Source organism: Curtobacterium sp. JUb34 (assembly GCF_003755065.1).
GTDB lineage: Bacteria > Actinomycetota > Actinomycetes > Actinomycetales > Microbacteriaceae > Curtobacterium.
On sequence record NZ_RJVH01000005.1, the window covers coordinates 220,145 to 244,853 of the forward strand.

Consider the following 24,709-nt stretch of genomic DNA (forward strand, 5'->3'; position numbering starts at 1 on the left):
GTCCGGGCCGCCGGCGTGTTCGTCGTGACCTGAGCATCCGCTGCGATGAGTTGTGCACAACCGGGTTGCGTGACAGGCTGATGCCATGCCCGTGACCGACGAGATGGTGTGCTTCTCCCTCTACGCAGCGAGCCGCGCGACCACGCAGGCGTACCGCACGATGCTCGAGCCCTGGGGCCTGACCTACCCGCAGTACCTGGTGCTCGTCACCCTGTGGGTCGAGGGCGACCAGACCGTCTCGAGCCTCGGGGAACACCTGCAGCTCGACTCCGGCACCCTCTCGCCACTGCTCCGTCGCATGGAGCAGAGCGACCTGGTCGGCCGAGAGCGCCGCAGCACCGACGAGCGCGTCGTCACCGTGACCGTGGGTGACCGCGGACGCGAGCTCCGGTCTGAGCTGAGCGGCATCCCCGCACGCATCGCCGCCGGCATGGGCCTGGCCGACGAGCGGGCCGCCGCCGAACTCATCGCGACCCTGCACCGGCTGACCGAGACGATGCACGCCGCGGCGGACGCCCCCGATCGCGCCGTCACGGACCACTGACCCCACGAAGGAAGGAACACCATGGAAACCCTCTACACCGCCGAGGCCCTGGCCACCGGCGAAGGCCGCAACGGCCACGTCGCCACGAGCGACGGCACGGTCGAGTTCGACCTCGCCATCCCGAAGGAGATGGGTGGCTCCGGCAACGGCGCCAACCCCGAGCAGCTGTTCGCCGCCGGCTACGCCGCCTGCTTCCACTCCGCACTGCAGGGCGTCGCCCGCAGCCAGAAGGTGAAGATCACCGACTCGTCCGTCGGCGGTCGCGTGTCGATCGGCCCGAACGGCAACGGCGGCTACCAGCTCGCCGTCATGCTCGAGGTCGTCATCCCCGGCCTGGAGCACGACCAGGCCCAGGCCCTCGCCGACGCAGCCCACCAGGTCTGCCCGTACTCGAACGCGACCCGCGGCAACATCGACGTCACCATCGTCGTCTCGGAGGACTGACCCATGAGCACCACCCCCACCACCATGCGCGCCGTCGTCCACGAGACCTTCGCCGAGCCCGCCGACGTCCTCGAGGTGCAGGAGCGCCCCGTCCCGACACCCGGCGCCGGCGAGGTCCTCGTCCGCACGGTCCTCTCCCCCATCCACAACCACGACCTGTGGACCGTCCGCGGCACCTACGGCTTCAAGCCCGAGCTGCCCGCAGCGTCCGGCACCGAGGCGCTCGGTGTCGTCGAGGCACTGGGCGAGGGCGTCACGAACCTGACGGTCGGCCAGCGCGTCGCCGGCGGCGCCTTCGGCGTCTGGGCCGAGTACTACACCGCGAACGCCGCAGGACTCGTCCCGGTCCCGGACGCGATGTCCGACGAGGCCGCCGCACAGCTCGTCTCGATGCCGTTCAGCGCGATCAGCCTGCTGCACTCGCTCGACCTGCACGAGGGCGACTGGCTGATCCAGAACGCCGCGAACGGCGCGGTCGGCCGCATGGTCGCCCAGCTCGGTGCAGCCCGCGGCATCAACGTCATCGGCCTGGTGCGTCGTGCCGCCGGTGTCGAGGAGCTGCGCGAGCAGGGCATCGAGCGCATCGTCGCCACCGACGCGGACGACTGGAAGGACCAGGTCGCCGCGATCACCGGAGGCGCTCCGATCGTCGCCGGCGTCGAGTCCGTGGGCGGCAAGGCCGCCGGCGACATCGCATCGGTGCTCGGCGAGAACGCCACCCTCGTCGTCTTCGGCGCGATGGCGTCGCCGACGCTCGAGATCCCGTCGGGCAAGGTCATCTTCGGCCAGCTCACCGTGAAGGGCTTCTGGGGCTCCGTCGTCAGCAAGACGATGCCGGCCGAGACGAAGGGGCAGCTCTTCGGTGAGCTCATCACCCGCGTGCTCGACGGCTCGCTGACGCTCCCCGTCGCCGAGACCTTCGCCTTCGAGCAGGTCCGCGACGCCGTCCGCGCCTCGGACACCGCCGGCCGCGTCGGCAAGGTGCTCCTGCGCCCGTGACGCGAGCACAGGACGGACGGGAGGCCCGGTGCCAGCTGGCACCGGGCCTCCCGTCTGTCCGTCGTTGCGTCTAGCGGCGCGACGCCTTGTCGGGGACGGTGAAGATGTTGCCGGTGGTGACGCCCTCTTCCACTTCCTCGAGGGTGCGACCACGGCTCTCCGGCACGAACTTCCAGATGAAGAGCAGCGCGAGCAGACCGACGATGCCGAATCCGAAGAACGTGCCGGTGATGCCGGTCGCCGCGACGATCGTCGGGAAGTACAGCCCGAGGAACGCGTTCGCGATCCAGAGGCAGAACACCGAGATGCCCATGCCGAGCGCGCGGATCTGCGTCGGGAAGATCTCCGACAGCACCACCCACACGGCGATGTTCAGGAAGGTCTGCATCGAGCCGACGAACGCGACGACGAGGAACAGGATCACCCACGGGCGGGCCGGGTTGCCCTCGGGCAGCGCGACCGAGGCGATGCCGATCAGGAAGTGGCAGACCGTCGTGAGCGAGAACCCGATGATCAGGGTCGTCCGGCGGTTGATCTTCTCCATGTTGTACAGCGCGATGACGCCACCGACCACGGCGATCACGCCGGGGGCGATGTTCGCGATGAGCGCCGCCGACGCCTGGAACCCGGACTCGATGAGGACGGTCTGGCCGTAGTACATGATCGAGTTGATGCCGGTGAGCTGCTGGGCCACGCCGAGCCCGGCACCGATGAGCACGATGCGGATGAGCCACTTGTTCCCGCGCAGCGTCTGCCATCCGCTGACCCGATCGGCCTTCGCCTCGAGGTCGTTGCTCCGCTTGATGTCGTCGAGCTCGGCGGTCGCACGCTCCGTGGTCCGGACCTGCTGCAGGACGGACAGCGCTTCGTCGTACCGCCCCTTCGACGCGAGCCAACGCGGCGACTCCGGCACCCGGAGCATGCCGACGAAGAGTGCGATGGCGGGGAGCGCGCAGACGGCGAGCATGACGCGCCAGACACCGTTGCCCTCACCCCAGAGGTTGCCGATGATGGCGTTGACCACGAACGCGGCGAGCTGCCCGATCACGATCATGAGCTCGTTGCGGCCGGACAACGAACCGCGGATCTCGTACGGGGCGAGTTCGGCGAGGAACACCGGGACGACGGTCGATGCACCACCCACCGCGAGGCCGAGGAGCACGCGGCCGACGACGATCACTCCGAACGTCGGGGCGACGACGCAGATGAGCGTGCCGAGGAAGAACGTCACGGCGAGGGCGATGATCGTCTTGCGGCGGCCCCACCCGTCGGCGATGCGGCCGCCGAGCATGGCGCCGATCGCGGCACCGAACAACAGGGAGCTGGTGACGACGCCCTCGGTGAAGTTCGTGAGACCGAGCTCGGCCTTCATCGGGTTCAGGGCACCGTTGATGACACCGGTGTCGTACCCGAAGAGCAGTCCGCCGAACGTGGCGACCAGGGCCAGGACGCCGAGGCGTCGGCGGTGCGGTCCGGTCCCGATCGGGGGCAGTGCGACAGTCGGGGCTGTCGGCTTGATGTCGACCATTCGGTGACTCCTTCGTCGGTGATCGCGCTTCAGTGCGTGCACCGATGGTAACCCGAATCCATGTCCTGTCAATTGGACATTCTGTCGTCAGGACGATTGGATCGGTCCACATAACACCTGATCAGAACGGGAGCGCTCCAACGCACTCCGAGCCCGCGTCAGGACTCGTCGGGCTCCGGGCTGTCCCCCAGCACGTCACCGAGCGAGGCCATGTCCGCACCGTGGTCCGTGTACCGGCGGACCGTACGCCGGGCCGCTGCGCTGGCGGCACCGGAGAGCGCCGGGTTGCGTCGCGCGGCATCGGCGACGCGACCCGCGTGCCCCGCGGTCGAGAGCAGGACGTTCGCCAGCGCCCGGGCATCGCCGCGCTCGGGCACCCCGGTCACGGTCCACGCCGTGCGCACCTGGGCGTCGGGCGTCACACCGCGTCGCGTGCCCATCCGGTGCCAGTCGGACAGCACGCCCTCGGTCCGGGAAGCCGCACGGTCGGCCTCGGCCGCACGCCGGCGTGCGGCGTCGCGCGCGTCGGACTCGCCACTCGTGCCCTCGACCGTGTCGTACCGGTCGGTGAGGCCGTCGGCTCGGCGGCGGACGCTGTCGGCCCGTTCGCGCGCGGCACCGTCGTCACCGCCTTCCTCGGCGATGCGGGCGGCGTGCGCGGCGGCAGCCGCGGCGAGGATCTCCGAACGCTCCATGGCCTCGACCGTAGCCGCTCCGACCGACACCGAGCTGCCACCGGGTTAGCATCGACCTGAGGGGGAATCATGAACCGGATCGGCGCCATCGCTGTCGTCCTGGCCGCGACGGTGGCGGTGTCGGGGTGCTCCCTGCTGCGCGGGCCGGATCCCCTGCCGGCACCCTCGACGCCGTCGGCGACCACGACCCCGAGCGACACCCCGTCCGCGACACCCGACGGCGAGTCCGCATCCGACCTGCTCGAGGCCTCGGCGAACCCGCGCACGCCGACCCCCGAGCCGACCGAGTCCGCCGCGCCCGCACCGACACTCACGCCGATCCCGGCGGGCACCGTCCTCGCGCAGGGCGACGTCGCATCGCCGAAGGGCAGCATCCACTTCCACTTCCGGGTGATCGCGAACGGCGACGACACCTTCACCGCGCAGTACTCCGGCTTCACCTCGACGCTGCCGGTGCCGGTCGGCGTCGGGCTGTTCGACCTGCCGCGAGCGGTCGGCGACGGCCTGACCTACCCCGGCGTCGGCGACCGGGTCCTCGGCGGCCCGACCAGTGCGGCGACCGCGGTGGACGTCCCGCTGAGCGGCTCCGGGGTCGACCCGTCGCACCTCGGCACCCTCGTCGTGTCCTCGGCGGCGGCACCGGGACAGGACGTCCCCGTGGAGATCGCGGCCGGCAAGGTCCTCGCGGTGTCGACCGTGCGGTGGTCGGTGCCCGCACGGCAGACGAACGTGCACCCGAAGGACGCCGGAACCCGTGCGAACGCGGCCGGGGCCGTCGCGGGGACGACCGCCGCCGGGGCTCCGGCGGCGTACACCGTCGCACCGGACGACCTCATCGGTGACGTCGCCGCGCGGTTCGGCATCACCGTCCGGGACCTCGTGTGGCTGAACGAGGGCGTGCAGGTCTTCGGCCAGGACCAGCACCTGTACGAGGGCACGACGCTCAACCTCGACCCGCTCGGCCGCTGACCACGAGTCTCGGGCATCGTTCCGGTGGTGCGGGGCGGTCTCGCAGTGGGGCCTCCGCGAAAGCGACACTTCTCCGATGAACATCGGCGCACATCTGTCGCTTTCGCAGGCCTGACGACAACCCAGGGCACGCAGCTGTCGCTTTGACAGCACGCACGAGACGGACGGGAGGCCCGTGGCGGATCCGCCACGGGCCTCCCGTCCGTCAGGTGGGTGCGTCGCTACTTGCGCAGCTCCAGGTACTTCGCGATGAGCGCCTTGGTCGAGGCGTCCTGCGCGTCGAGCGCGGCCTGGTCGCCCTCGACGGCCGGCGTGACCTGCAGCGCCAGCTGCTTGCCGAGCTCCACACCCCACTGGTCGAACGAGTCGATGCCCCAGATGGTGCCCTCGGTGAACACGATGTGCTCGTAGAGCGCGATGAGCTGGCCGAGCACGCTCGGGGTGAGCTCCGGCGCCAGGATCGACGTCGTCGGCTTGTTGCCCGGGAACGTGCGCGCCGCGACGATGCCCTCATCGGTGGTGCCCTCGGCGCGGACCTCGTCGGCGCTCTTGCCGAACGCCAGCGCCTTCGTCTGCGCGAAGAAGTTCGCCAGGAACAGCGTGTGCACGTCGGTGCCGGGCGCGACGCCCTTGCCGTCACCGGTCTCGTCCTTGAGCGGACGGGCCGGGTTCGCGACCGTGATGAAGTCGGCCGGGATCAGGCGGGTGCCCTGGTGGATGAGCTGGTAGAACGCGTGCTGGCCGTTCGTGCCGGGCTCGCCCCAGAAGACCTCGCCGGTCTCGGTGGTGACGGGCGAGCCGTCCCAGCGGACGCGCTTGCCGTTCGACTCCATGGTGAGCTGCTGCAGGTACGCGGCGAAGCGGTGCAGGTACTGCGTGTACGGCAGGACCGCGTGGCTCTGGGCGCCGAGGAAGTTCGTGTACCAGACGTTGAGCAGGCCCATCAGGACGGGGACGTTCTGCTCGAGCGGCGTGGTGCGGACGTGCTCGTCGATGGCGTGGAACCCGGCGAGGAACTGCTCCCAGTTCTCCTGACCGATCGCGACGATGACGCTCGTGCCGATGGCCGAGTCGACCGAGTAGCGGCCGCCCACCCAGTCCCAGAACCCGAAGGCGTTCTCGGGGTCGATGCCGAAGGCCTCCACCTTGTCGAGGGCGGTGGAGACGGCGACGAAGTGCTTGGCGACGGCGTTCTTCTTCTCGTCGTCGGCGGCGTCGGTCAGGCCGAGCTCCTCCCACAGCCACTGGCGGGCGAGCCGCGCGTTGGTCAGGGTCTCGAGCGTGCCGAAGGTCTTCGACGCGACGATGAACAGCGTGGTCTCGGGGTCGAGGTCCGCGGTCTTCTCGTAGATGTCCGCCGGGTCGATGTTCGACACGAAGCGGGCTTCGAGGCCGGGCTGGACGTAGGGCTTGAGCGCCTCGTAGACCATGACCGGGCCGAGGTCCGATCCGCCGATGCCGATGTTGACGACGGTCGCGATGCGCTTGCCGGTGACACCGGTCCACGAGCCGTCGCGCACCTGCGACGCGAAGCCGTAGACCTTGTCGAGCGTGGCGTGCACGTCGGCGTCGACGTCCTGGCCGTCGACGGTCAGCGGGGCCGCCGGGACGAGGCCCTCGGTCGCCTTCGGACGGCGGAGCGCGGTGTGCAGCACGGCGCGGTCCTCGGTGACGTTGATGTGCTCACCGGCGATCATCGCCTGGAAGCGCTCGGCGACGCCGGTGTCCTTCGCCACCTGCAGCAGGGCGGCGAGGATCTCGTCGGTGACGAGGCCCTTCGACAGGTCCACGGTCAGGTCGGCTGCCTGGAACGTGTACTGCTCGGCACGGCCGGGGTCGCTGTCGAACCACCCGCGCAGGTCAGGGGTGAAGTCGGCGGCGATGCCGTCGAGCTTCTTCCAGCCTTCGGTCGATGTGGGGTCGACGGGAGCGGATTCGGTCACTTCGGTCCTCCTGGGATCACGTTCGAGACGTACAGCCCGCAGGTCACCGCACCAGTGCGTCGCGGACCGTCTTCGAGCGTAGTGCCGTCGGCACCGTGGTGCGCACCGCCGGACGGGAGGCGCGGGCTGCGTTCGCTGCGCGCGTCACGTCCGACGGCTGGTCGGCCTCAGGGCCGGGGTGCGAAACGACGCAGCCGCAGGCTGTTCGTCACGACGAAGACGGACGAGAACGCCATGGCGGCGCCGGCGAGCACCGGGTTGAGCAGCCCCGCCATCGCGAGCGGGATCGCCGCCACGTTGTACGCGAACGCCCAGAACAGGTTGCCCTTGATGATGCCGAGCGTGGCCCGCGACAGCCGGACGGCGTCGGCGACGACGGTGAGCCGACCGCTCACGACCGTGATGTCGCTGGCCGCGATCGCCGCGTCGGTGCCGGCGCCCATCGCGATGCCGAGGTCGGCCGCGGCGAGCGCCGCGGCGTCGTTGACACCGTCACCGACCATGGCGACGCTCCGCCCCTGGGCCTGCATGCCCCGGACGGTGTCGAGCTTGCCGGCCGGGGTCGCACGGGCGTGCACCTCGTCGATGCCGACCTGCGCGGCGACGGCTCGGGCTGCTCCGTCGTTGTCGCCGGTGAGCAGGACGGGGTGGAGGCCGAGGGCCACGAACCGCGCGACGGCGTCGGCCGCCTCGGGCTTCACGGTGTCACCGACGACCACGACGCCCAGCACGCTGCCGTTCCGGGCCACGACGACCGCGGTCCCGCCGTCGGTCTCCGCGGCGGTGATCGCCGCGGTCACCGCGTCGGGGACGGGGATCGCCCACGACGAGGTCAGCCAGCGGGTACCGCCGACGAGGACGACGTCGCCGTCCACGACGGCCTGCACGCCGGCGCCGGGGGTCGACTCGAACTGCTCGGCGGTCGGGACGTCGAGGTGCCGGGCCGCTGCCGCACGGACGACCGCACGGGCCACGGGGTGCTCGGACCCGTGTTCGACGGCCGCGGCGAGGCGGAGCACGGCATCCTCGTCGAGGGCGGCGTCGGCGGAGGTCACCGCGCGCACGGTCATCTCGCCGGTGGTGACGGTGCCGGTCTTGTCGAGCACGATCGTGTCGACGCCACGGGTCTGCTCGAGCACCTGCGGCCCGCCGATCAGGATGCCGAGCTGCGATCCACGGCCTGTGCCGACGAGCAGCGCGGTCGGCGTCGCGAGCCCGAGGGCGCACGGGCAGGCGATGATGAGCGTGGCGACGGCCGCGGTGAACGCCGCCGTGACCGAACCGCCGAGCACGAGCCAGCCGACGAACGCCAGCACGGCGAGCGCGATGACGATCGGCACGAAGACGCCGGACACCCGGTCGGCCAGGCGTTGCACGTCGGCCTTGCCGGTCTGCGCGTCCTCGATGAGCCGCCCCATCCGGGCGAGTTCGGTGTCGGCGCCGACGCGGGTGACCTCGACCACGAGCCGGCCGCCGACGTTGATCGTCGCACCGGTCACCCGGTCGCCCGGTCCGACCTCGACGGGGACGGACTCGCCGGTGACCATGCTGCGGTCGACGGCCGACGACCCGTCCTGCACGAGGCCGTCGCTCGGGATCCGCTCCCCCGGCCGCACGACGACGACGTCCCCGACGACGAGGGCCGACGCCGGGACGCGCCGCTCGACGCCGTCCCGCCGCACCGTGGCCTCCTTCGCGCCGAGTTCGAGCAGGGCGCGGAGGGCTGCTCCGGACTGCCGCTTGGCGCGGGCCTCCATGTACCGGCCGGCCAGGATGAACACCGTGACGGCCGCGGCGACCTCGAGGTACAGGTCGGTCGCCTCGGGGTCGGTCGCGATCCACGAGAAGGTCATGTGCATGCCGGTCGTGCCGGCGTCGCCGAAGAAGAGGGCGTACAGGGACCAGCCGAAGGCCGCGAGCACGCCCACGCTCACCAGGGTGTCCATGGTCGCCGCGCCGTGTCGGGCGTTCACCCAGGCCGCACGGTGGAACGGGAGCGCGCCCCACACCGCGACGGGGGCCGCCAGCGTGAGGGCGAGCCACTGCCAGTTCGGGAACTGCAGGACCGGCACCATGGAGAGCACGACGACCGGGACGGCGAGGACCGCGGACACGAGGAGTCGACGGCGCAGCGCGGCAGCCGGGTCGTCGGCGTCGGTGTCCGCGTCGGCCGTGGTGTCGGCCGGCGGGGTGGGCACGGTCGCGCCGTACCCGGCGGACTCGACGGCGGCGATGAGGGTCGCGGGGTCGGCGGTGCCGTCGGCCGCGACCTGCACCTGCGCCTTCTCGGTGGCGTAGTTGACGGTGGCGGTGACCCCGGGCAGCTTGCCCAGCTTCCGTTCGATGCGGTTCGCGCACGAGGCGCAGGTCATGCCCGTGATGTCGAGTTCGACGATGCCCTCCGTCACGACGGCACGACCTCGTACCCCGCCTCGGCGACCGCGCCGCGGAGCGCCTCGGGGTCGACGGGTGCGTCCGAGGTGACGGTCACCGACGAGGCACCGCCGGGGACGAGCGCCACGGCGACGTCGGACACCCCCTCGAGTCCGGTGAGCTCCTCGGTCACGCTCATCACGCAGTGTTCGCAGGTCATGCCCTCGACGAGCAGCAGTTCGGTGGTCACGGTGTCTCCTCCTGTGGTTCCGGTGGGGGCGGGGGTCACGAGCGCACGAGCCGGGCGATGGCCTGGCTCGCTTCGCGGACCTTCTCGTCCGCGGCGTCGCCGCCCTCGGCGACGGCCTCGGCGACGCAGTGCTTGAGGTGGTCCTCGAGCAGCGAGAGCGCCACGCGTTCGAGCGCCCGGTTCGCCGCCGAGATCTGGGTGAGGACGTCGATGCAGTACGTCTCGTCCTCGACCATCCGGGCGATGCCGCGCACCTGCCCCTCGGCGCGACGGAGCCGCTTGAGCAGGTCGTCCTTGTCGCCGATGTACCCGACGTGTTCGTGCATGGTGGCCTCCACGGTGCTCAATACGGTACCCCCCTAGGGTATTCCCTCCGAGCGACGGGCGGTGCGCGAACGCGGGTATTCACCTCGGCGCGCGGTCGGTGTCATGATTTCGACCATGACCGATCCGACGACGAACGGCTTCCGCAAGCTGCGGTTCGCCGACGGCGACGGCTCGGACTACTCCGACATCTTCGAGGCGGAGTACCACGGGTCCGGGTTCGCCTCCGAGACGTACGCGACGGACGACGCCCGCTACGAGTACACCGTGGTCGGCGACGACGACCTCACGCTGCGGACCATGCGCGCCGAGGGCGGTCGCCGCGGCGGGGTCATCGGGGCGCGGGAGGACCACGTGGTCTTCTGGCTCACCAAGGGTCGGCTCGAGATGCACTTCCCCGACCGCACGCGGGTGGTCGAGCCGGGCAGCCCCTACATCGCCAGCGCGTCCGAGGCGTACCGCTTCGAGTCGGACGGCACGGTCTACAACGGGGTGCACATCGCGGACTCGTTCCTGCGGACCGTCGGGCGCGACCTCGGCTACCGGCTGCCGGACGGCCCACTGCTGTTCGACCAGCAGGACGAGGTCATCGCCCGCCGCGAACCGCTGCGCCACCTGATCGGGGAGCTCGGCCCGGCACTCGTCGACGACCGCGTGGTCGGACCGATGCGGACCGCGCTGAACCGCCGGCTGGCGGTCGTCGTGCTCGACACCTTCCCGATCCGCAACCGCGGCGACGACGTCCCCGTCGCGAACCGCCTGCGCGACGCCATCCGGTACGTCGAACGGCACGCGGCCGAGCGTCCGGCGGTGTCGGAGATCGCCGCGGCGTGCGGGCTCAGCCAGCGCGGTCTGCAGGACGTGTTCGCACGCACGCTGGACTCGACGCCGCACCGGTTCCTGCGCGAGCACCGGCTCGACCGGGTCCGGAGCGAGCTCCTGCGTACCGGCGACGACCGATCCCCCAACGCCGACAGCGTCGCCGTGGTCGCGCGCCGGTGGGGCTTCACCAACCCGGGTCGGTTCGCCACCGCCTACCGGGAGCGGTTCGGCGAGGACCCCGCCGTCACCCGCCGCGCCTCACTGTCCGCACGACCGGACAGCGGCCGGTCCTCGTGGCGTGTCCGCCGCGCCGTGGCCTTCATCGAGGAGCACGCCGCCGAGGACCTCTCCCTGCAGGAGATCGCCGACGCCGCCGGGGTCCTGCCGCGACGGCTGCAGCAGCTCTTCCGAGCCGAGCGAGGCGAGTCCCCGATGACGTGCGCTCGGGCGATCCGCGCCGCTGCAGAACGCAACGCGGCGGACGGAACGCGCGAAACCGCCTGAGTGGACCACCAGGGGGTACAGCCACATCCCCGTGTTTCCGCGGATCCCTGGAATTCTCCCGAATCCGGAAAGTCATGTGTGACGAATCTCTGGTGCAGCCCGTCTCATCCGTGAACAGCAACCGCTGGGAACGCCCGGCGGGTCAATCGGAAGGAACGAACCATGGCTGACTCCATCACCACCACCCCGGCCACCACCGCAGCGGCCCGGACCACCTCGCACGCCGGCTCGAACAGCGGCGTCACCGGCAAGACCGTCATCGACGACACCGTCGTGTCGAAGGTCGCCGGCATCGCGGCCCGCGAGGTCAACGGCGTGCACTCCCTCGGTGGCGGCGCCGCCCGTGCGATCGGTGCGCTCCGCGACGCGATCGGCCAGCGTGACTTCGGTCAGGGCGTCAAGGTCGAGGTCGGCGAGAAGCAGGTCGCCGCGGACATCGTCATCGTCGCCGAGTACCCGGTGTCGCTCCAGCAGGTCGCCGACGGCGTCCGCAGCAGCGTCGCCCGTGCCCTCGAGCAGATCGTCGGCATGGAGGTCGCCGAGGTCAACGTCACCGTCCAGGACGTCTTCATCCCGGGCGACGACGACGACAACGACAACGACGAGAAGAAGGAAGCGCGAGTCGCATGAGCAACACACTGATCGGTGCCCTCATCGGGGCCGTCCTCGCAGTCGTCGCACTGCAGTTCGGGTTCTGGGGCTTCGTCCTGGTCATCGTCTTCGGTGCGATCGGCGCCCTCGTGGCCGCCCTCGCCACCGGCAAGATCGACCGCGGCGCCCTGACCGACGTGCTCACCGGGCGCCGGAGCTCCCGGTGAACGCCGGCCCGGTCGTCCCGGGCCGCGTCGAGATCACCGCTCGTGCACTGACCTCGCTGGCGCGGGCCGTCGCAGCCGAACGGCTCGGCGCCCCCGCCAAGCGGGTCAGGGTCGGTCTCGGCGACGCGTCCGGTGCGATGTCCCTCGACGTCACCGGCCCGATCGCCGCGGGCGACGACCTCGTCGCCCGCTCGGCCCGGGTCGCCGACGAGGTCAAGAGCCGCGTGAGCGAACTCACCGGCCGACGCGTCGGCAGTGCCCACATCGAACTCACCGGGATCGTGCGCGAGCGCGAGTCCCGAACCCGCTAGGAGACCATCATGAGCAACGGTTCCGTCGAACGACGCATCCGTCGTCGGAGCGTGCACCGCTCCCGCTCGACCGCAGTGGCCGTGGCGCTGGTGGTCCTGGCACTGGTCGCCGCGTGGATCGGCACCGAGTCGGTCCTGCGGGCGGTCGGGCGGCCCCCGCTCCTCGCCGACCCGCAGACCGCCGTCGACGCCGCACTGCAGCCCGACGCAGCCTTCGTCACGATCGCCGAGGTCATCGCCGTCGTGCTCGTGGTCCTCGGCATCGTGCTGATCGTCCTGGCCCTCAAGCCGGGTCGTCAGCACCGCTCGGTCGTCCAGCACGACCGTGGCGCAGTCGTCATCGACACCCGCATCGTCGCCTCGACCGCGGCGAACGCCGCCGGGACGGCAGCGGGGGTCCCCGAGGGCAACGCCTCGGCAACCGCGCGCGGTCGCCGCACCGAGGTCCGGATCGTGCCGGTCACCGGCATCCCGGTCGACGAGCAGGCCGTGCAGGCGGCCGTCCGCGACCGCCTCAGTGGTCTCGACGAACGCTTCGGCCAGAACATCCGCGTCCGCATCGACGAGAAGGGGACCCTCGCATGACCAAGAGCAACCGGACCATGAACCGGATCATCCTCTTCGTCCTCGGCCTCGTCGCCGTCGTCGTCGGTCTCACCATCGGCGCGGGTGTGCTGCCCGCCGTGCAGGACGCGGTCAAGCCCTACGTCGACCTGCCGAGCAACCTGGACGTCCCCGCGTCCTCGCTCTGGATTGTCGCCGTCGCCTGCGCCGTCGTGATCGTGCTCGCCCTCGTCTGGGTGTTCACCCGCGGAGGGGGCGGCACGTCCGTCGCCGTCCGCGAGCGCTCGGGTGAGGACGCCGTCACGGTGAACGTCGCCCTCGTCCGCGACGTCGTCGAGCACGAGCTCGCCGGTGTCCGCGACGTCGTCGGCTCCCGCGTCGACACCTACCTGGTGCGCAAGCAGCGTGCCGCTCGCATCCGCGTCGCGGTCCGCCGCGGCGGGGACGCCGTCTCGGTGCTCGACGCCGTCGACCGCGCCGTCGCGGTCCTCGACCGCACGCTCGGTCGCCAGGTGCCCGTCCTGGTCCACCTCACCGGTGGAACCCGTTCGGCGCTCGCGAAGTCGACCCGCGTCCACTGACACCCGTCAGCCGGACGCGACCCCGGGCCTCCCGGCCCACCGAAGACCCACGCAACACCCACCACCGGGCGCACGCCCGACCGATGAAAGGACCCGTCATGGGACTCGACGACAAGATCAAGAACGCTGCACAGGACCTCGCCGGCAAGGCGAAGGAGGCCGTGGGCAAGGCCACGAACGACGACTCCAAGGTCGCCGAGGGCCAGAAGGACCAGGCCTCCGCGAGCGTCAAGCAGACCGGCGAGGACGTCAAGGACGTCTTCAAGAAGTAGGACGCCCGATGCGTGTCGGGGCACTCGCGACGTCGAGTGCCCCGATGCGTCCCCGCGGACCCGAACGAGGAGGAACCATGCAGCACGACCCCCATGCGCACACGCAGGTCACCGAGGTGGCCCTGCCCGCAGAACTGACGGAGCCGCTGCCCGACGACGCGACCCCCGCGATGCTGATCGCGCGGACCGCGGCGGAGACGGCGCTCGGTGTGCCCGGCGTGCACCACCTCGGCGGGACCGTCTCCCGAGCCGCCGACGAACTGCGGAAGCGGCTCGGCCGCTCCGCCGGGACCGCCGGCGTCCAGGTCGACGACGAGGACGGCACCTTCGCGGTACACGTCTCCGTGATCGTCACCTACCCGCGGAACGTCCGCGAGGTCGCCGACGAGGTGCGCCGACAGGTGACCGCCGCCGCCGGTCAGGTCTCGACCGAGCCGACGACGGTGGACGTCCGCGTCCTCGACGTGCACGGACCGTTCGACGACGAACCCTCGCCCGTCGAGCGTGCCGCCACTGCCGTCGGCGACGCGGTGCAGGACGCCGCGAAGGCGACCAGCGACACCACCAAGCGCGTGGCATCCGCGACCGTCGACGCCACGAAGCAGGCAGCGGACGCCACCGCCGAGGCGACGAAGCGCGCCGCGGACGCCACGGCCGACGTGACGAAGCAGGCTGCGGAGGCCACCGCGGACGCGACCAAGCGTGCAGCCGACGCGACGGTCGACACCGCTCGACGCGCAGCCGACGCAACCGCGGACACGACGAAGCGTGCCGCTGCCGCGAGCGCCGACGCCACGAAGCGTGCCGCCGACGCGACCGCGGACGCAGCGGAGCGGGCCGTCGACGCGACGACCGACACCGCTGCCCGTGTGCACGACGCCGCGTCGGACGCACTCGACCGGGCGTCGGAGGGCGCCCGGGACGCCGCGGACACCGCCCGCGACGCAGCCGACCGCGCACGGACGGCCGCTGCGGCAGACGACACCGCTGCGACCTCCGACCCGGCCGGTGAGACCGCCGCCGACGCAGCGGTGCGTGCCGCCGACTCCGCCGAGGACGCCGCACAGGACGCTGCCGATGCTGCGGCCGACGCCAGTGATGCAGCGCGGGCAGCCGCCCGCGACGCCGACCAGCCGACGACGCCGGCCGCGGACCGCCCGTGACCACCGCCTGGTCCGGCGGTCGTCGGCCCCGCGACCGACGGCCCCGGCCACGCGGCGTGTGGATCGCGGGTGGCATCGGCGTGGTCCTGGTCGCCGGGGTCCTGCTCGGGGCGTTCCTGCCCCTGGTCGGCTTCCTCGGCGGCGTCACGGCCACCACCGCGGGCCTCGTCCCGTTCCCGTTCCTGCGGGTGACGGTCGTCGCGGTCCTCGGGCTGGTCGTCGTGCTGGCGCTCTTCGCGCTGGCGCTCACCCGACGGCACACCACCACGGCGACGATCGCCGTCGTGCTCGCCGTGCTGGTGAGCATCGCCGTCACGATCGTCCCCGTGGTCCTGGTGGCCGTCGGCTCAGCCGACCGTGCCGGCGACGTGTGGCCCATCGTCACCGAGCTCTGGCAACGCTTCACCGGCTGAACCGCCGGCACCTGCACCACCGACCAAGGAGTCCCACCATGCGCAACCGCATCATCGTCATCGGCCTGATCGTCCTCGTCGGGTTCTGGTTCGGCTCGCGCGCGAACCGTCCGGTGATCAAGACGTCCAAGGGCGAGACCGTCCGCAAGGCGTGGAACGACCCGCACGCCCGCAAGGCCCGCAAGAAGCTGGGCAAGAAGATCGCCAAGGCCGCCAAGCGGCACAGCTGACGACCGGGAGGCCCGGATCGCCTGCGCCGATCGGCGCGCGTGATCCGGGCCTCGCGTCCGCTACCCTCGCGACGTGAAGCGTCTCTCCCCCGGCCAGCGCTGGGTCATCGGTCTCGGCGCGTTCGCGCTCGTCTGTCTCGTCGTCGGCATCATCGCGATCGCCGTCGGCGCCGGTTGGGGGATCCTCCTCGTCGTCGTCGGGCTGCTCCACCTCGGACTGACCGGGGTCGCGGGCGCGCTCGTCTGGACCTCGACCCCGACGATCGCTCCCCGGCCCATCAGGCGCCCGACGCCGCGTCCGGGTGAGACGCACCGGGTGTTCTCGTACGGCACGCTGCGGCAGCCGCTCGTGCAGGAGTCACTGTTCGGCGACCACGTGCCCACCACCCCGGACACGCTGCCCGGCTGGCGGCTCGACTGGGTGGCGATCACCGACCCCGAGGTCGTCCGGACCAGCGGTTCGGACCTGCACCCGATCCTCCGCCGCGGCACTGCGGACGACGTCGTCGAGGGGTCGACCCTGACCCTTGGCTACGAGTGGCAGCTCCGCGCGGTCGACGGCTACGAGGTCGCGGACTACCAGCGCATCCGGGTCGAGCTCACCTCGGGCCTGTCGGCCTGGGTCTACGTGGCGGCCGACGAGGTCTGAGCCGCCGCCGAGACTCGGGCCGCGTCCGCCAGGCGCGCGAGGCCCTCGTCGATCGACACCGAGGGCGCCCACTGCAGGTCGGCACGGGTGCGGCGCTGGTCGAACCAGTGCGCCGTCGAGAGCTGCTCGGCGAGGAACCGGGTCATCGGCGGCTCGTCCTGCCCCGGACGCACCCGCCACACGGCCTCGACCAGGGACCCCGCAACCCGTGCGACCGCTGCCGGCACGTGCCACCGCGGTGCTGCCACGCCCGAGGCCGCACAGATCCCGGCGAGCAGGTCCGCGACGGGCCGGGGCTCGCCGTTCGTCACGACGTAGGCGTTGCCGTGCACGTCGTCGTCCGCCGCGTGCTCGAGCGCCGCGACCATGGCCGAAGCGGCGTTGTCGACGTAGAGGGTGTCGATCAGGGCGGCCCCGGAGTCGAGCAGCGGGAGCCGTCCGGCCCGTGCCCGCTCGACGATGCGGCCGATCAGCTGCGTGTCCCCCGGCCCCCACACCAGGTGCGGCCGGACGGCGGCGACGGCGAACCCGGGGGCATCGGCGTCGAGCGCGAGCAGTTCGGCCGCGGCCTTCGTGCGGGCGTAGTCGCCACGCGCGTGCTGCGGCTCGGCGACGCCCGCTCCGGCGCCGACCAGCGACGACCCGGTGTGCGCGACCGACGGCGACGACACGAACACGAACCGCCGGGCGCCGGCACGGCGTGCGGCGTCGACGAGCGCTCGGGTGCCATCGACGTTCACGCGAGCGAAGTCGGCAGGGCCACCGGCCAGGGAGACCTTGGCGGCGAGGTGCACGACGGCGTCGACCCCCTCGACCGCACGTGCCACCGCAGCGTGGTCGGTCATCGTGCCGGCGACGTCCTGCACGCCCGCGACCCCAGAGGGCCGCCGCTGGAACGTGCGGACCTCGTGCCCGGCGTCGCGCACGGCTGCGGCGGTGGCCTGCCCGAGGAACCCGCTGGCCCCGGTCACCAGGACCTTCACGGCAGCGTCATCCGTCCACCGGACAGCACCGCGGTCGCCCAGCGGGACAGCCGGGTGCGGTCGACCTTCGAGTTGTGCCGGATGTCGGTCGGCAGCACCGGCACGGTCAGCACGGCGGCGATCGGGACCCCGGCAGCGGCCCGGACCGACGCGGCCAACGCCGGCGACGCCAGGGCGGGCCGACGGGCACGTCGTCCGTTCGTGGTCTCGACCACGGCGACGACCTGCTGCGTTCCGCGCGGGCCGATCCCTGCGACGCCGGCACGACCGACCCCGGGTACGCCCTCGATGCGCTGCTCCGGTCCGACCGGGGTGACGACGCCGTCGGGCGTGGTGAGCACGTGCTGCATCCGCCCCTCGACCCAGAGGCGCCCGGAGGCGTCCAGGTGTCCGACGTCGCCGGTGCGGTGACCGCGTGGGTCCTCGACGCCGAGTCGCGCAACCCGGTTCGTCCGCCACAGCCGGTCGTAGTGGTCGCGCACGTGCGGTGCTGCGACGACGATCTCGCCGGTGACGCCCGCCGAGTCGGTCAGCGCCCCGGTCGCGGCACCCGAGGCGTCGAGCGGCGCGATCCGCACCCGGACGTTCGCCGCCGGAGCGCCGACGCAGATGCCCTCGTCGTCCGAGGCCGCAGCGGAACGGACGCCGTCCAGGTCGACGTCGGTCATGAGCAGTCCCTCGGTCATGCCGTAGGGGGTGTGCGCGCTCGCGTTCGGCATCAGCTCCGTCGCCGCGGTGAGCAGCGCGGCGGACACCGGGGCACCCGCCGACAGGAACAGCCGGACACGTGCGAGCGCTGCACGATCGGCACCGTCCAGCGCCGACGCCGTCGCCGTCGCCACGACGTTCGCCAGTGCCGCCGGTGACAGGAACACCACGGTCGCGTCCGCCGCGGCCACCGAAGCCGCCACGGCACGGGCCGTCAGGGTGCGGGGCGCGGTGACGTCCATGTCCGGAGCCACCGACCGCGCCCCGAGGGCGGGACCGAGCAGGGCGAAGGGTGCGAAGCCCGCGACGAGCCCGGTGCCGACACCGATGTCGTACTGGGTCGCCAGGACGTCGCGGACGGCTCCGAGCTGTCCGTGCGTGTACACGACGCCCTTCGCCGGACCGGTCGACCCGGAGGTGAACAGGATCGCTGCCGGAGCGTCGGACGTCGGCACCGTGGGGAGCGACGTCCCGTGGGCGAGTCGACGGGCGCCCCGCCGGGCGACGTCGATCAGCGTGTGCTCCACGCGCAGGGCGCGCCGAGCGGGGGCGGGCAGCGGGACGGTCGCGATGCGCCGACCCGGCCAGCCGAGCGCACGGGCGGCTCCGAGTCCGGGCAGCGCGCCGATGATCCAGTCGGGCCGGGCCCCGCGCACCGCACGGGTCAGGCCGCGCAGACCGAGCCCGGCATCCGCCACGACGACGACCGCGCCGATCCGGACACAGGCGTACAGGACGGCGGTCAGGTCGGCTCCGGGGGTGACGAGGAGCGAGACACGGTCGCCGCTCCGGACACCGAGGTCGTCCAGCCCGGCGGCGATCTCGTCCACCCGACGCGCGAGTAGGCGCCACGTGATCGTGCGGGGGCCGCCGGCAGCAGCCATCTCGACCAGGGCGGGTTCGTCGCTCTCGCGCAGGTCCTCGAGCGCAGCGCCGAGCGGGCGGCTCACGTCCGCGCGCTGGTCGGGAGCGGACGGGAGGCCCGGGATGGCGTCGTCGGGGACGCTCCCGCCCGACAGGCGGTCGCCGATCCAGTCGAACACCGCGCCCGCCACGTCGGCGTCGTCCGGCAGCAGGTGGCCCGCGCCCTCGAAGCGGTGCACGTCGGCGTGCGGCAGCCGCTCGGACAGGTCGTCGAGGTAGCGCTCCAGGAAGACGGGGTCGCGCGGGCCCCAGAGCAGCAGCGCCGGCACGTCAAGCGCCGCCACACCCGCGGCGATGCGGTCGAGCTCGGGCGCACTCCTGTGCCGGGCGTCGACGGGGATGTCCGCGACGAATCCCCCGATGCCGCCGCGTCGGGCGGCACCGCGGTAGGGCGCACGGTAGCCGTCGGCCACGTCACGCTCGAGCTTCGGGTGCGCGATGCCGAGCGTCGTCTCGAGGAACGCCGGCGTCACGACGGTCGCTCGGCCGAGCAGCCCCGGGCCCAGGGCGAGCCGCAGCGGCGCGGGGATCGGGGCGTCGTCGGGCTGGTGCACGGCGGTGTTGCACGTCATGACGGCGGCCAGGACGTCGGGGTGGTCGACCGCCCACCCGAGCGAGACCACGCCGCCCCAGTCGTGGCCGAGGGTGACGACCGGGCCGGTCAGTCCGAGTTCGTCGGTCAGGGCGCCGAGGTCCGCGACGCGCTGCGGCAGCCCCCGTTCGACGCCGGTGCGCTCCGAGAAGCCCATGTCGAGCTGGTCGACGGCGACCACGCGCCACGCCGGGCCACCGGCGCGGGCGACCTCGAGCGAGGTGCGGAGCACCGACCGCCACAGGTACGACCACGTCGGGTTGCCGTGCACGCACAGGATGGTGCCGACCGGTTCCACGCCGAGCGCGGCCAGGGACCCGGCCGTGTCGAGGAGGTGCCAGGTGCGCGCGGCGCGATCACGGCCTCCCGACCGGCTCTCGGACCATTCCGGAACCGTGACCAGGCGCGACCACGCCGGGTCGAGACCGGGCAGGGAGGGCGGCTGCGTCGCCGGAGCCGTGCTCGCGGCGACGCGGGGAAGCCGGGACCTCACCAGTGCAGTTCCATCATCGCCGTGTTGATGCCGGAGCCGACCCCGCCCAGGAACACGCGGTCGCCGCGGCGGATGCCGCCGGACTCGACCTCGTCGGCCAGGGTGATCGGGATCGACGCCGGACCGACGTTGCCGAAGCGCTGGTACGTGGTGGGGACCTTGTCGCGCGGGATGCCGATGGCCTCGACGAACGCGTTGGTGTGCACGTCGGAGACCTGGTGCAGGACGTAGCGGTCCATGTTCGCCCAGTCGAAGTGGGCGCGGGCCTCGGTCCACGCGGCGACGACGAGCTCCATGCCACCCTTGAGCAGCATCTTGGCGTCCGTGAACATGCCGTCCACGCTGCCGACGCACAGGTCGTACCACTGGGTCGCCGCGCGGGTGACGCCGCCGACGATCCGGTGACCCTCGGGGTGCAGGTCCGCCGGGCCGAGCACGGCAGCCGCGGCGCCGGACCCGAGGGTCAGGCTGGCGAACTCGCTCATGAAGTCCTTGCGGTTCCGTCCACCCTGGTTCAGACGGTCGATGGTGTTGAGCTGCACCTGGTCGGCGTCCTCGCCGTCGACGACGAGCGCGTACTTGATCTGACCGGAGTCGATCATGCCCGCCGCGACGCTCATGGCGTTGACGAAGCCCAGGCACGCGTTCGCGATGTCGAAGTTGATCGCCGACGACGGCAGGCCGAGCCCGTGGTGCAGGCGCACGGCGACCGACGGCTCGAGGTGCGGACGGGTCACCGAAGTGTTGATGAGCAGCCCGATCTCATCGGGACGCACACCCGCCTCGGCCATCGCACGACGACCGGCGTCGATGGCGGCGTCCTGGAAGGTCTGGCCCTCGCCCCAGTTGCGACGCTCGATCACACCGGCGACGCGCTCGAGCAGGCCCATCGGCAGACGGAGTCGACGGAGCACGCCGCGGAGCCGGGCCTCGATGTCAGCAGAGGTCGTCACGCGTTCGGCGGTGGTCGTCGCCACGGACAGCAGCGAGACGTTGTGGTGCTTCGCCGTGGCGTTGCCGGGCTGCTCGGGTTCACTGCTCGCCGCCCGCTGCCCGTTCGCTGCCTGGTCGACCGGCCGTTCCGTCATGATCGTCACCGACACATACTTCCTCATTTCGCCTGTGTGTGCAGTCCGGCTCGGCTGGACGCGCGGTGTCAGGCGTCCTTCGGGAGCTTCCGGATCGTGCTCCGACGGCGTCGACGGTCCGGCACCATCGAGCGCATCTCCTCGAGCTTGCCGAAGCAGAGCAGCCGGTCACTTGCCTGCAGCGTCACCCCACTGCGCGGGTTCGGGATGACGGTCGCGCCCCGGTGCAGGGTCAGGACGGTGATGTCCCGGTCCCAGAGCCCGGACTCCTTGATCGTCTTCCCGACCAGGTCGGCGTTGGTGTGCACGAGCAGCTCGGCGACGCCGTAGCCCGTCGAGACGCTGAGCCGCTGGCGCACGTCGATCTCCGGGAAGGCGACCTGGTTGCCGATGAAGTCGATGATCGCGCCGGCGACGTCGAGGCCCGTCGCACGCTCGACGCCCTCGAGCCCCGGTGACGAGTTGACCTCCATCACCAGTGGGCCGTCGTTGCCCTCGAGCATGTCGACGCCGGCGACCTTGAGGCCCATGATCTGCGCCGACCGGACAGCCACCGCTTCGTACTCGGGCGACAGCGTGACCTTCTCGACCGTGCCGCCGCGGTGCACGTTGGACCGGAACTCGTCCCCCGACGCCGTCCTGCGCATCGCGGCCACGACCCGGTCGCCGACGACGAGCGCGCGGATGTCGCGGCCACGGCTCTCCGAGATGAACGACTGGATCAGGACGTTCTGCTTCGTCGAGTGCAGGGTCTCGACGATGGACTCGGCGACCTTCTCCTCCGGCGCCAGGATCACCCCGATGCCCTGCGTGCCCTCGAGCAGCTTGATGACGACCGGAGCGCCGCCGACCCGCTCGATCGCGCCGCGGACGTCAGCCCGGCTGTTCACGAACGTCGTCGCGGGCATGCCGATGTGGTGCCGGGACAGGATCTGGTTCGCCCGGAGCTTGTCCCGTGAGTTCGTGATGCCCGTCGCGGTGTTCGGCGTGTAGACGTCCATCTGCTCGAACTGCCGCACGACCGCGGTGCCGTAGTAGGTGATCGAGTTGCCGATCCGGGGCAGGACGGCGTCGTAGTCGGACAGGAGCTTGCCGCGGTAGAGCAGGTCCGGGTCCTCGCCGGACAGGTCGATCGCGAAGCGCAGGGTGTTCAGCACCTTGACCTCGTGACCGCGGTCCAGCGCTGCCGCACGGAGGCGTTGGGTGGAGTACGCCTGCGGGGCGCGCGACAGGATGGCGAGTTTCATCGAGGGGTTCTCCGCGGGGTCGGATCGACGGCGACGGTCCATCAAAGCACGCGGACACTGCCGTCGGGCGTACGACAAGATGGGGCCATGGCGCGTGCTCCGAAGTCCCCCGACGGCGGGCTCGTCGTCGCCGGCTGGCGCGAGTGGGCCGGCCTGCCGGACCTCGGGCTGCCCTGGATCAAGGTCAAGCTGGACACCGGTGCGCGCAGCTCGGCACTGCACGCCTTCGACCTCGAGGAACTGCCCGGCGACCGGGTGCGGTTCTCCGTGCACCCCTGGCAGGACACCGATGCCGACGCCGTCACGATCGAGTGCGCCGTGCACGACCGGCGCGTCATCCGCAGCTCGACCGGGCACACCCAGGAACGCATCGTCGTGCTCACCACGATCACCCTGGCGGGGCGCGCCGTCGAGTCCGAGGTCACCCTGAGCAACCGTGACCAGATGGGGTTCCGGATGCTCGTCGGACGAGAGGCCCTGCGACAGGGGTTCCTCGTCGACCCTGCGAGGTCCTTCATGGCCGGTCGGGCTCCGAAGGAGATCCGGCGCCGGAACCGCGGGCGCGCCTGAGCGCTCCTCGTCACGTTCCGCGTGCCGTGGTCGCGACCGGTCGACGGACGGGAGGCCCGAGGCGGGGCCGCCACGGGCCTCCCGTCCGTCTCGACGCGCGTCCAGGGCGCGACTCGGGTCAGCGACCGAGGTGGCGAGCGAGGAACGCGAGCTGCTGCGGCGCGAGGCGCCGCCAGTAGCCGTGGGTGTGCGCGCCGGGTTCGAAGCCCCCCGCCGGTGGCGCGTCGAACCCGTCGACGTAGGTGTGGACCGCCGGCGCGAATCCGTCGCCGTTGCCGCAGTCGACGCGCACCGCGACCCCGTCGAGCGCGCGCTGCCGACCGAGGACGGTGTTCTCGCGGAAGTCGGCCGCGTCGTCGAAGGCGCCGCGCGCGGTGTCCGCTGCTGACGTCCAGAGTGCAGGGCTGATCGCCGACACCGCGCGGACGCGGGATGCACCGAGCACCCCGCCGAGCCGGAGGGCACCGAACCCGCCCATCGAGTACCCGGTCAGCGCGAGCCGGTCGGTGTCGAACCCGCGCCGTGCGATCCGGGGCAGGAACTCGTCGACGACCATCGCTGCAGGGTCGTCCCCGTCCGAGCGGTGGTGCCAGTACCGGTTGCCGCCGTCGATCGAGGCGATCGCGAAGGGCGCCCCACCGTCCGCGATGTGCGCCGCGAGGAACCGGTCCCAGCCGAGCTCCCGCCCGAAGAACGACGCGTGGTCGTCGCCGTAGCCGTGCAGCGCGACGGCGACGGGCAACGGGGTGTCCGACGCCGGGGCGGCGATGGTCCAGCCGACCGTGCGCCCGTTCCTGGACGCCGACACGAAGGTGCCGGAGACCGAGGGGACCGGGTCGACGTCGGGGATCGTGCCGTCGGCACCGTTCAGCCCGAGCACGCGGTACATCGTCGACCGACCCGGGAGCAGGTCGAGGTTGACCGCCTCTGCGGTTGCACCAGCGGCGACGACGCCGATGCCGCCGATCAGCAGCGACCGCCGGGTGATCGTCGCCGCACGCGAACGGGTCATCCGAGGGGCACCGTTCCATCAGAGGTCACGCGCTGCATCACGAGGGTCGAGGAGGGTCGCTGCACACCGGGCAGGGTACCGAGCGTGGTGTCGGAGAACCCCGGGGCCGACGAGCGGTCAGGCGGCTTCGACGAGCGCTGCGGCGACCGCGCGCGCCGTGGCCGTGCCGACCGACGGGTCGCGCAGGCGCATCGCGAGGTACCCCGAGACGACGAGCAGCAGTTGGTCGGCGAGGGCACCGGCACGATCGCCGACGACGGGCGCGGCCCGCGCGGTCAGCCGGGTGCGGAGCGCGCCGGTCTCGCGGTCGAGCACCGCGTGCACCTCGGCAGGGGCGTCCGCGTACTCGGCAGCGGTCCCGAGGAAGGCGCACCAGCGTGAGCCGGCGGCGGTGGTCCGGTAGTCGTCGAGTGCGTCGAACACCGCGAGCAGGCGGCCTCGGTCGTCCGGAGCGGCCTCGACCGCACGGTCCCACGTCGCGAGCCAGTCGTCGTGCCGGCGCTCGAGTGCTGCAGCGACCAGGGCTTCCTTGCTCGCGTACCCGCGGTAGAGCGTGGCGCTCGAGATCCCGGCGCGGTCGAGCACGGCGTCGATCGGGGTCGCAGCGATGCCCTGCGTGAAGAAGAGCTCCTCGGCCGCGTCGAGCAGCTTCTGCTCGGTTCCTGGACGCATCGCCATGGAAGCACCCTAGGCTCT

At 72.1% G+C, this 24,709-nt stretch carries 28 protein-coding genes; 16 read left to right on the forward strand and 12 right to left on the reverse strand.

Annotated features, from left to right (window positions below):
• Window positions 1-85 precede the first annotated feature (85 nt).
• From EDF63_RS17565 to EDF63_RS17575, 3 genes are read left to right on the forward strand one after another with little or no spacing between them, the layout of a single operon-like run.
• Window positions 86-544 (forward strand): MarR family winged helix-turn-helix transcriptional regulator, encoded by a 459-nt coding sequence (locus EDF63_RS17565; protein ID WP_185021503.1) that lies wholly within the window; start codon window positions 86-88, stop codon window positions 542-544.
• A 21-nt stretch (window positions 545-565) separates the two neighbouring features.
• Window positions 566-988, forward strand: a complete 423-nt coding sequence (locus EDF63_RS17570; RefSeq protein WP_071406102.1) for an organic hydroperoxide resistance protein — start codon at window positions 566-568, stop codon at window positions 986-988.
• 24 nt (window positions 989-1,012) lie between these two features.
• Window positions 1,013-1,987, forward strand: coding sequence for a zinc-binding dehydrogenase (locus EDF63_RS17575; RefSeq protein ID WP_111084791.1), 975 nt, complete (start codon window positions 1,013-1,015; stop codon window positions 1,985-1,987).
• 70 nt (window positions 1,988-2,057) lie between these two features.
• Here the strand turns inward: EDF63_RS17575 and EDF63_RS17580 are convergent, their stop codons facing one another.
• Both EDF63_RS17580 and EDF63_RS17585 read right to left on the reverse strand, forming a co-directional pair.
• Window positions 2,058-3,515, reverse strand: coding sequence for a sugar porter family MFS transporter (locus EDF63_RS17580; RefSeq protein ID WP_123314274.1), 1,458 nt, complete (start codon window positions 3,513-3,515; stop codon window positions 2,058-2,060).
• Window positions 3,516-3,673: 158 nt separating this feature from the next.
• Window positions 3,674-4,210: a hypothetical protein gene (locus EDF63_RS17585; RefSeq protein WP_123314275.1), complete on the reverse strand. Its 537-nt coding sequence runs from the start codon at window positions 4,208-4,210 to the stop codon at window positions 3,674-3,676.
• A gap of 69 nt (window positions 4,211-4,279) precedes the next feature.
• Here EDF63_RS17585 and EDF63_RS17590 point away from each other — a divergent pair, with 69 nt between their 5' ends.
• Window positions 4,280-5,179 (forward strand): LysM domain-containing protein, encoded by a 900-nt coding sequence (locus EDF63_RS17590; protein WP_123314276.1) that lies wholly within the window; start codon window positions 4,280-4,282, stop codon window positions 5,177-5,179.
• A 221-nt stretch (window positions 5,180-5,400) separates the two neighbouring features.
• Here EDF63_RS17590 and pgi read toward each other — a convergent pair whose 3' ends face one another.
• The 4 genes from pgi to EDF63_RS17610 all read right to left on the reverse strand — a co-directional run bounded on the left by pgi (window position 5,401) and on the right by EDF63_RS17610 (window position 10,071).
• Window positions 5,401-7,122 (reverse strand): glucose-6-phosphate isomerase, encoded by a 1,722-nt coding sequence (pgi, locus tag EDF63_RS17595; protein ID WP_123314277.1) that lies wholly within the window; start codon window positions 7,120-7,122, stop codon window positions 5,401-5,403.
• Window positions 7,123-7,289: 167 nt separating this feature from the next.
• Window positions 7,290-9,530 carry a cation-translocating P-type ATPase gene (locus EDF63_RS17600; protein ID WP_123314278.1) on the reverse strand — a complete coding sequence of 747 codons (2,241 nt, stop codon included), beginning with the start codon at window positions 9,528-9,530 and terminating at the stop codon, window positions 7,290-7,292.
• Entirely contained in the window at window positions 9,527-9,745 is a 219-nt protein-coding gene (locus tag EDF63_RS17605; protein ID WP_260233163.1) for a heavy-metal-associated domain-containing protein, read from the reverse strand. The genes EDF63_RS17600 and EDF63_RS17605 overlap by 4 nt, the downstream gene beginning before the upstream one ends.
• Before the next feature lie 35 nt (window positions 9,746-9,780).
• Complete coding sequence (locus EDF63_RS17610) at window positions 9,781-10,071, reverse strand: metal-sensitive transcriptional regulator (protein WP_111084793.1); 291 nt, start codon at window positions 10,069-10,071, stop codon at window positions 9,781-9,783.
• A gap of 115 nt (window positions 10,072-10,186) precedes the next feature.
• On the opposite strand from EDF63_RS17610, the gene EDF63_RS17615 reads away from it, so the two are divergent.
• The 11 genes from EDF63_RS17615 to EDF63_RS19020 all read left to right on the forward strand — a co-directional run bounded on the left by EDF63_RS17615 (window position 10,187) and on the right by EDF63_RS19020 (window position 16,396).
• The gene (locus EDF63_RS17615; RefSeq protein ID WP_185021504.1) at window positions 10,187-11,395 is read left to right on the forward strand and encodes a helix-turn-helix domain-containing protein; all 1,209 of its coding nucleotides are present in this window, start codon (window positions 10,187-10,189) and stop codon (window positions 11,393-11,395) included.
• Between the two features lie 162 nt (window positions 11,396-11,557).
• Window positions 11,558-12,025, forward strand: coding sequence for an Asp23/Gls24 family envelope stress response protein (locus EDF63_RS17620; protein WP_111084754.1), 468 nt, complete (start codon window positions 11,558-11,560; stop codon window positions 12,023-12,025).
• Window positions 12,022-12,213, forward strand: a complete 192-nt coding sequence (locus EDF63_RS17625; RefSeq protein WP_123291766.1) for a DUF2273 domain-containing protein — start codon at window positions 12,022-12,024, stop codon at window positions 12,211-12,213. The genes EDF63_RS17620 and EDF63_RS17625 overlap by 4 nt, the downstream gene beginning before the upstream one ends.
• Window positions 12,210-12,524 (forward strand): hypothetical protein, encoded by a 315-nt coding sequence (locus EDF63_RS17630; RefSeq protein WP_123314280.1) that lies wholly within the window; start codon window positions 12,210-12,212, stop codon window positions 12,522-12,524. Before EDF63_RS17625 ends, EDF63_RS17630 begins: the two co-directional genes overlap by 4 nt.
• A 9-nt stretch (window positions 12,525-12,533) precedes the next feature.
• On the forward strand, window positions 12,534-13,109 hold the full coding sequence (locus EDF63_RS17635) for a DUF6286 domain-containing protein (RefSeq protein ID WP_123314281.1): 576 nt from the start codon (window positions 12,534-12,536) through the stop codon (window positions 13,107-13,109).
• Window positions 13,106-13,669: a hypothetical protein gene (locus tag EDF63_RS17640; RefSeq protein WP_123314282.1), complete on the forward strand. Its 564-nt coding sequence runs from the start codon at window positions 13,106-13,108 to the stop codon at window positions 13,667-13,669. The genes EDF63_RS17635 and EDF63_RS17640 overlap by 4 nt, the downstream gene beginning before the upstream one ends.
• A gap of 98 nt (window positions 13,670-13,767) precedes the next feature.
• Window positions 13,768-13,941 (forward strand): CsbD family protein, encoded by a 174-nt coding sequence (locus EDF63_RS17645; protein ID WP_123314283.1) that lies wholly within the window; start codon window positions 13,768-13,770, stop codon window positions 13,939-13,941.
• 77 nt (window positions 13,942-14,018) lie between these two features.
• A complete protein-coding gene (locus tag EDF63_RS17650; protein WP_185021505.1) occupies window positions 14,019-15,104 on the forward strand; it encodes an Asp23/Gls24 family envelope stress response protein in 1,086 nt (361 codons plus the stop codon).
• Window positions 15,101-15,517, forward strand: coding sequence for an MFS transporter permease (locus tag EDF63_RS17655; protein WP_123314285.1), 417 nt, complete (start codon window positions 15,101-15,103; stop codon window positions 15,515-15,517). Before EDF63_RS17650 ends, EDF63_RS17655 begins: the two co-directional genes overlap by 4 nt.
• Before the next feature lie 38 nt (window positions 15,518-15,555).
• Window positions 15,556-15,747 (forward strand): hypothetical protein, encoded by a 192-nt coding sequence (locus tag EDF63_RS17660; RefSeq protein ID WP_123314286.1) that lies wholly within the window; start codon window positions 15,556-15,558, stop codon window positions 15,745-15,747.
• A 73-nt stretch (window positions 15,748-15,820) separates the two neighbouring features.
• On the forward strand, window positions 15,821-16,396 hold the full coding sequence (locus EDF63_RS19020) for a gamma-glutamylcyclotransferase family protein (RefSeq protein WP_260233164.1): 576 nt from the start codon (window positions 15,821-15,823) through the stop codon (window positions 16,394-16,396).
• Here the strand turns inward: EDF63_RS19020 and EDF63_RS17670 are convergent.
• Genes EDF63_RS17670 through rimK form a run of 4 tightly spaced genes read right to left on the reverse strand, consistent with a single transcriptional unit; the run spans window position 16,372 to window position 22,431 of the window.
• Entirely contained in the window at window positions 16,372-17,379 is a 1,008-nt protein-coding gene (locus tag EDF63_RS17670; RefSeq protein ID WP_123314287.1) for an NAD(P)-dependent oxidoreductase, read from the reverse strand. The genes EDF63_RS19020 and EDF63_RS17670 overlap by 25 nt on opposite strands.
• The gene (locus EDF63_RS17675; RefSeq protein WP_123314288.1) at window positions 17,376-20,096 is read right to left on the reverse strand and encodes an alpha/beta fold hydrolase; all 2,721 of its coding nucleotides are present in this window, start codon (window positions 20,094-20,096) and stop codon (window positions 17,376-17,378) included. The genes EDF63_RS17670 and EDF63_RS17675 overlap by 4 nt, the downstream gene beginning before the upstream one ends.
• On the reverse strand, window positions 20,093-21,199 hold the full coding sequence (locus tag EDF63_RS17680; RefSeq protein WP_123314289.1) for a 3-oxoacyl-ACP synthase III: 1,107 nt from the start codon (window positions 21,197-21,199) through the stop codon (window positions 20,093-20,095). Before EDF63_RS17680 ends, EDF63_RS17675 begins: the two co-directional genes overlap by 4 nt.
• A gap of 53 nt (window positions 21,200-21,252) precedes the next feature.
• Window positions 21,253-22,431, reverse strand: coding sequence for a 30S ribosomal protein S6--L-glutamate ligase (gene rimK, locus EDF63_RS17685; RefSeq protein ID WP_123314388.1), 1,179 nt, complete (start codon window positions 22,429-22,431; stop codon window positions 21,253-21,255).
• 87 nt (window positions 22,432-22,518) lie between these two features.
• Between rimK and EDF63_RS17690 the strand changes: the two genes are divergently transcribed.
• Window positions 22,519-23,001: a RimK/LysX family protein gene (locus EDF63_RS17690; RefSeq protein ID WP_123314290.1), complete on the forward strand. Its 483-nt coding sequence runs from the start codon at window positions 22,519-22,521 to the stop codon at window positions 22,999-23,001.
• A 118-nt stretch (window positions 23,002-23,119) separates the two neighbouring features.
• Here the strand turns inward: EDF63_RS17690 and EDF63_RS17695 are convergent, their stop codons facing one another.
• Both EDF63_RS17695 and EDF63_RS17700 read right to left on the reverse strand, forming a co-directional pair.
• Entirely contained in the window at window positions 23,120-24,013 is an 894-nt protein-coding gene (locus tag EDF63_RS17695; RefSeq protein ID WP_123314291.1) for an alpha/beta hydrolase family protein, read from the reverse strand.
• Window positions 24,014-24,130: 117 nt separating this feature from the next.
• Window positions 24,131-24,691, reverse strand: coding sequence for a TetR/AcrR family transcriptional regulator (locus tag EDF63_RS17700; RefSeq protein WP_123314292.1), 561 nt, complete (start codon window positions 24,689-24,691; stop codon window positions 24,131-24,133).
• Window positions 24,692-24,709 lie beyond the last annotated feature (18 nt).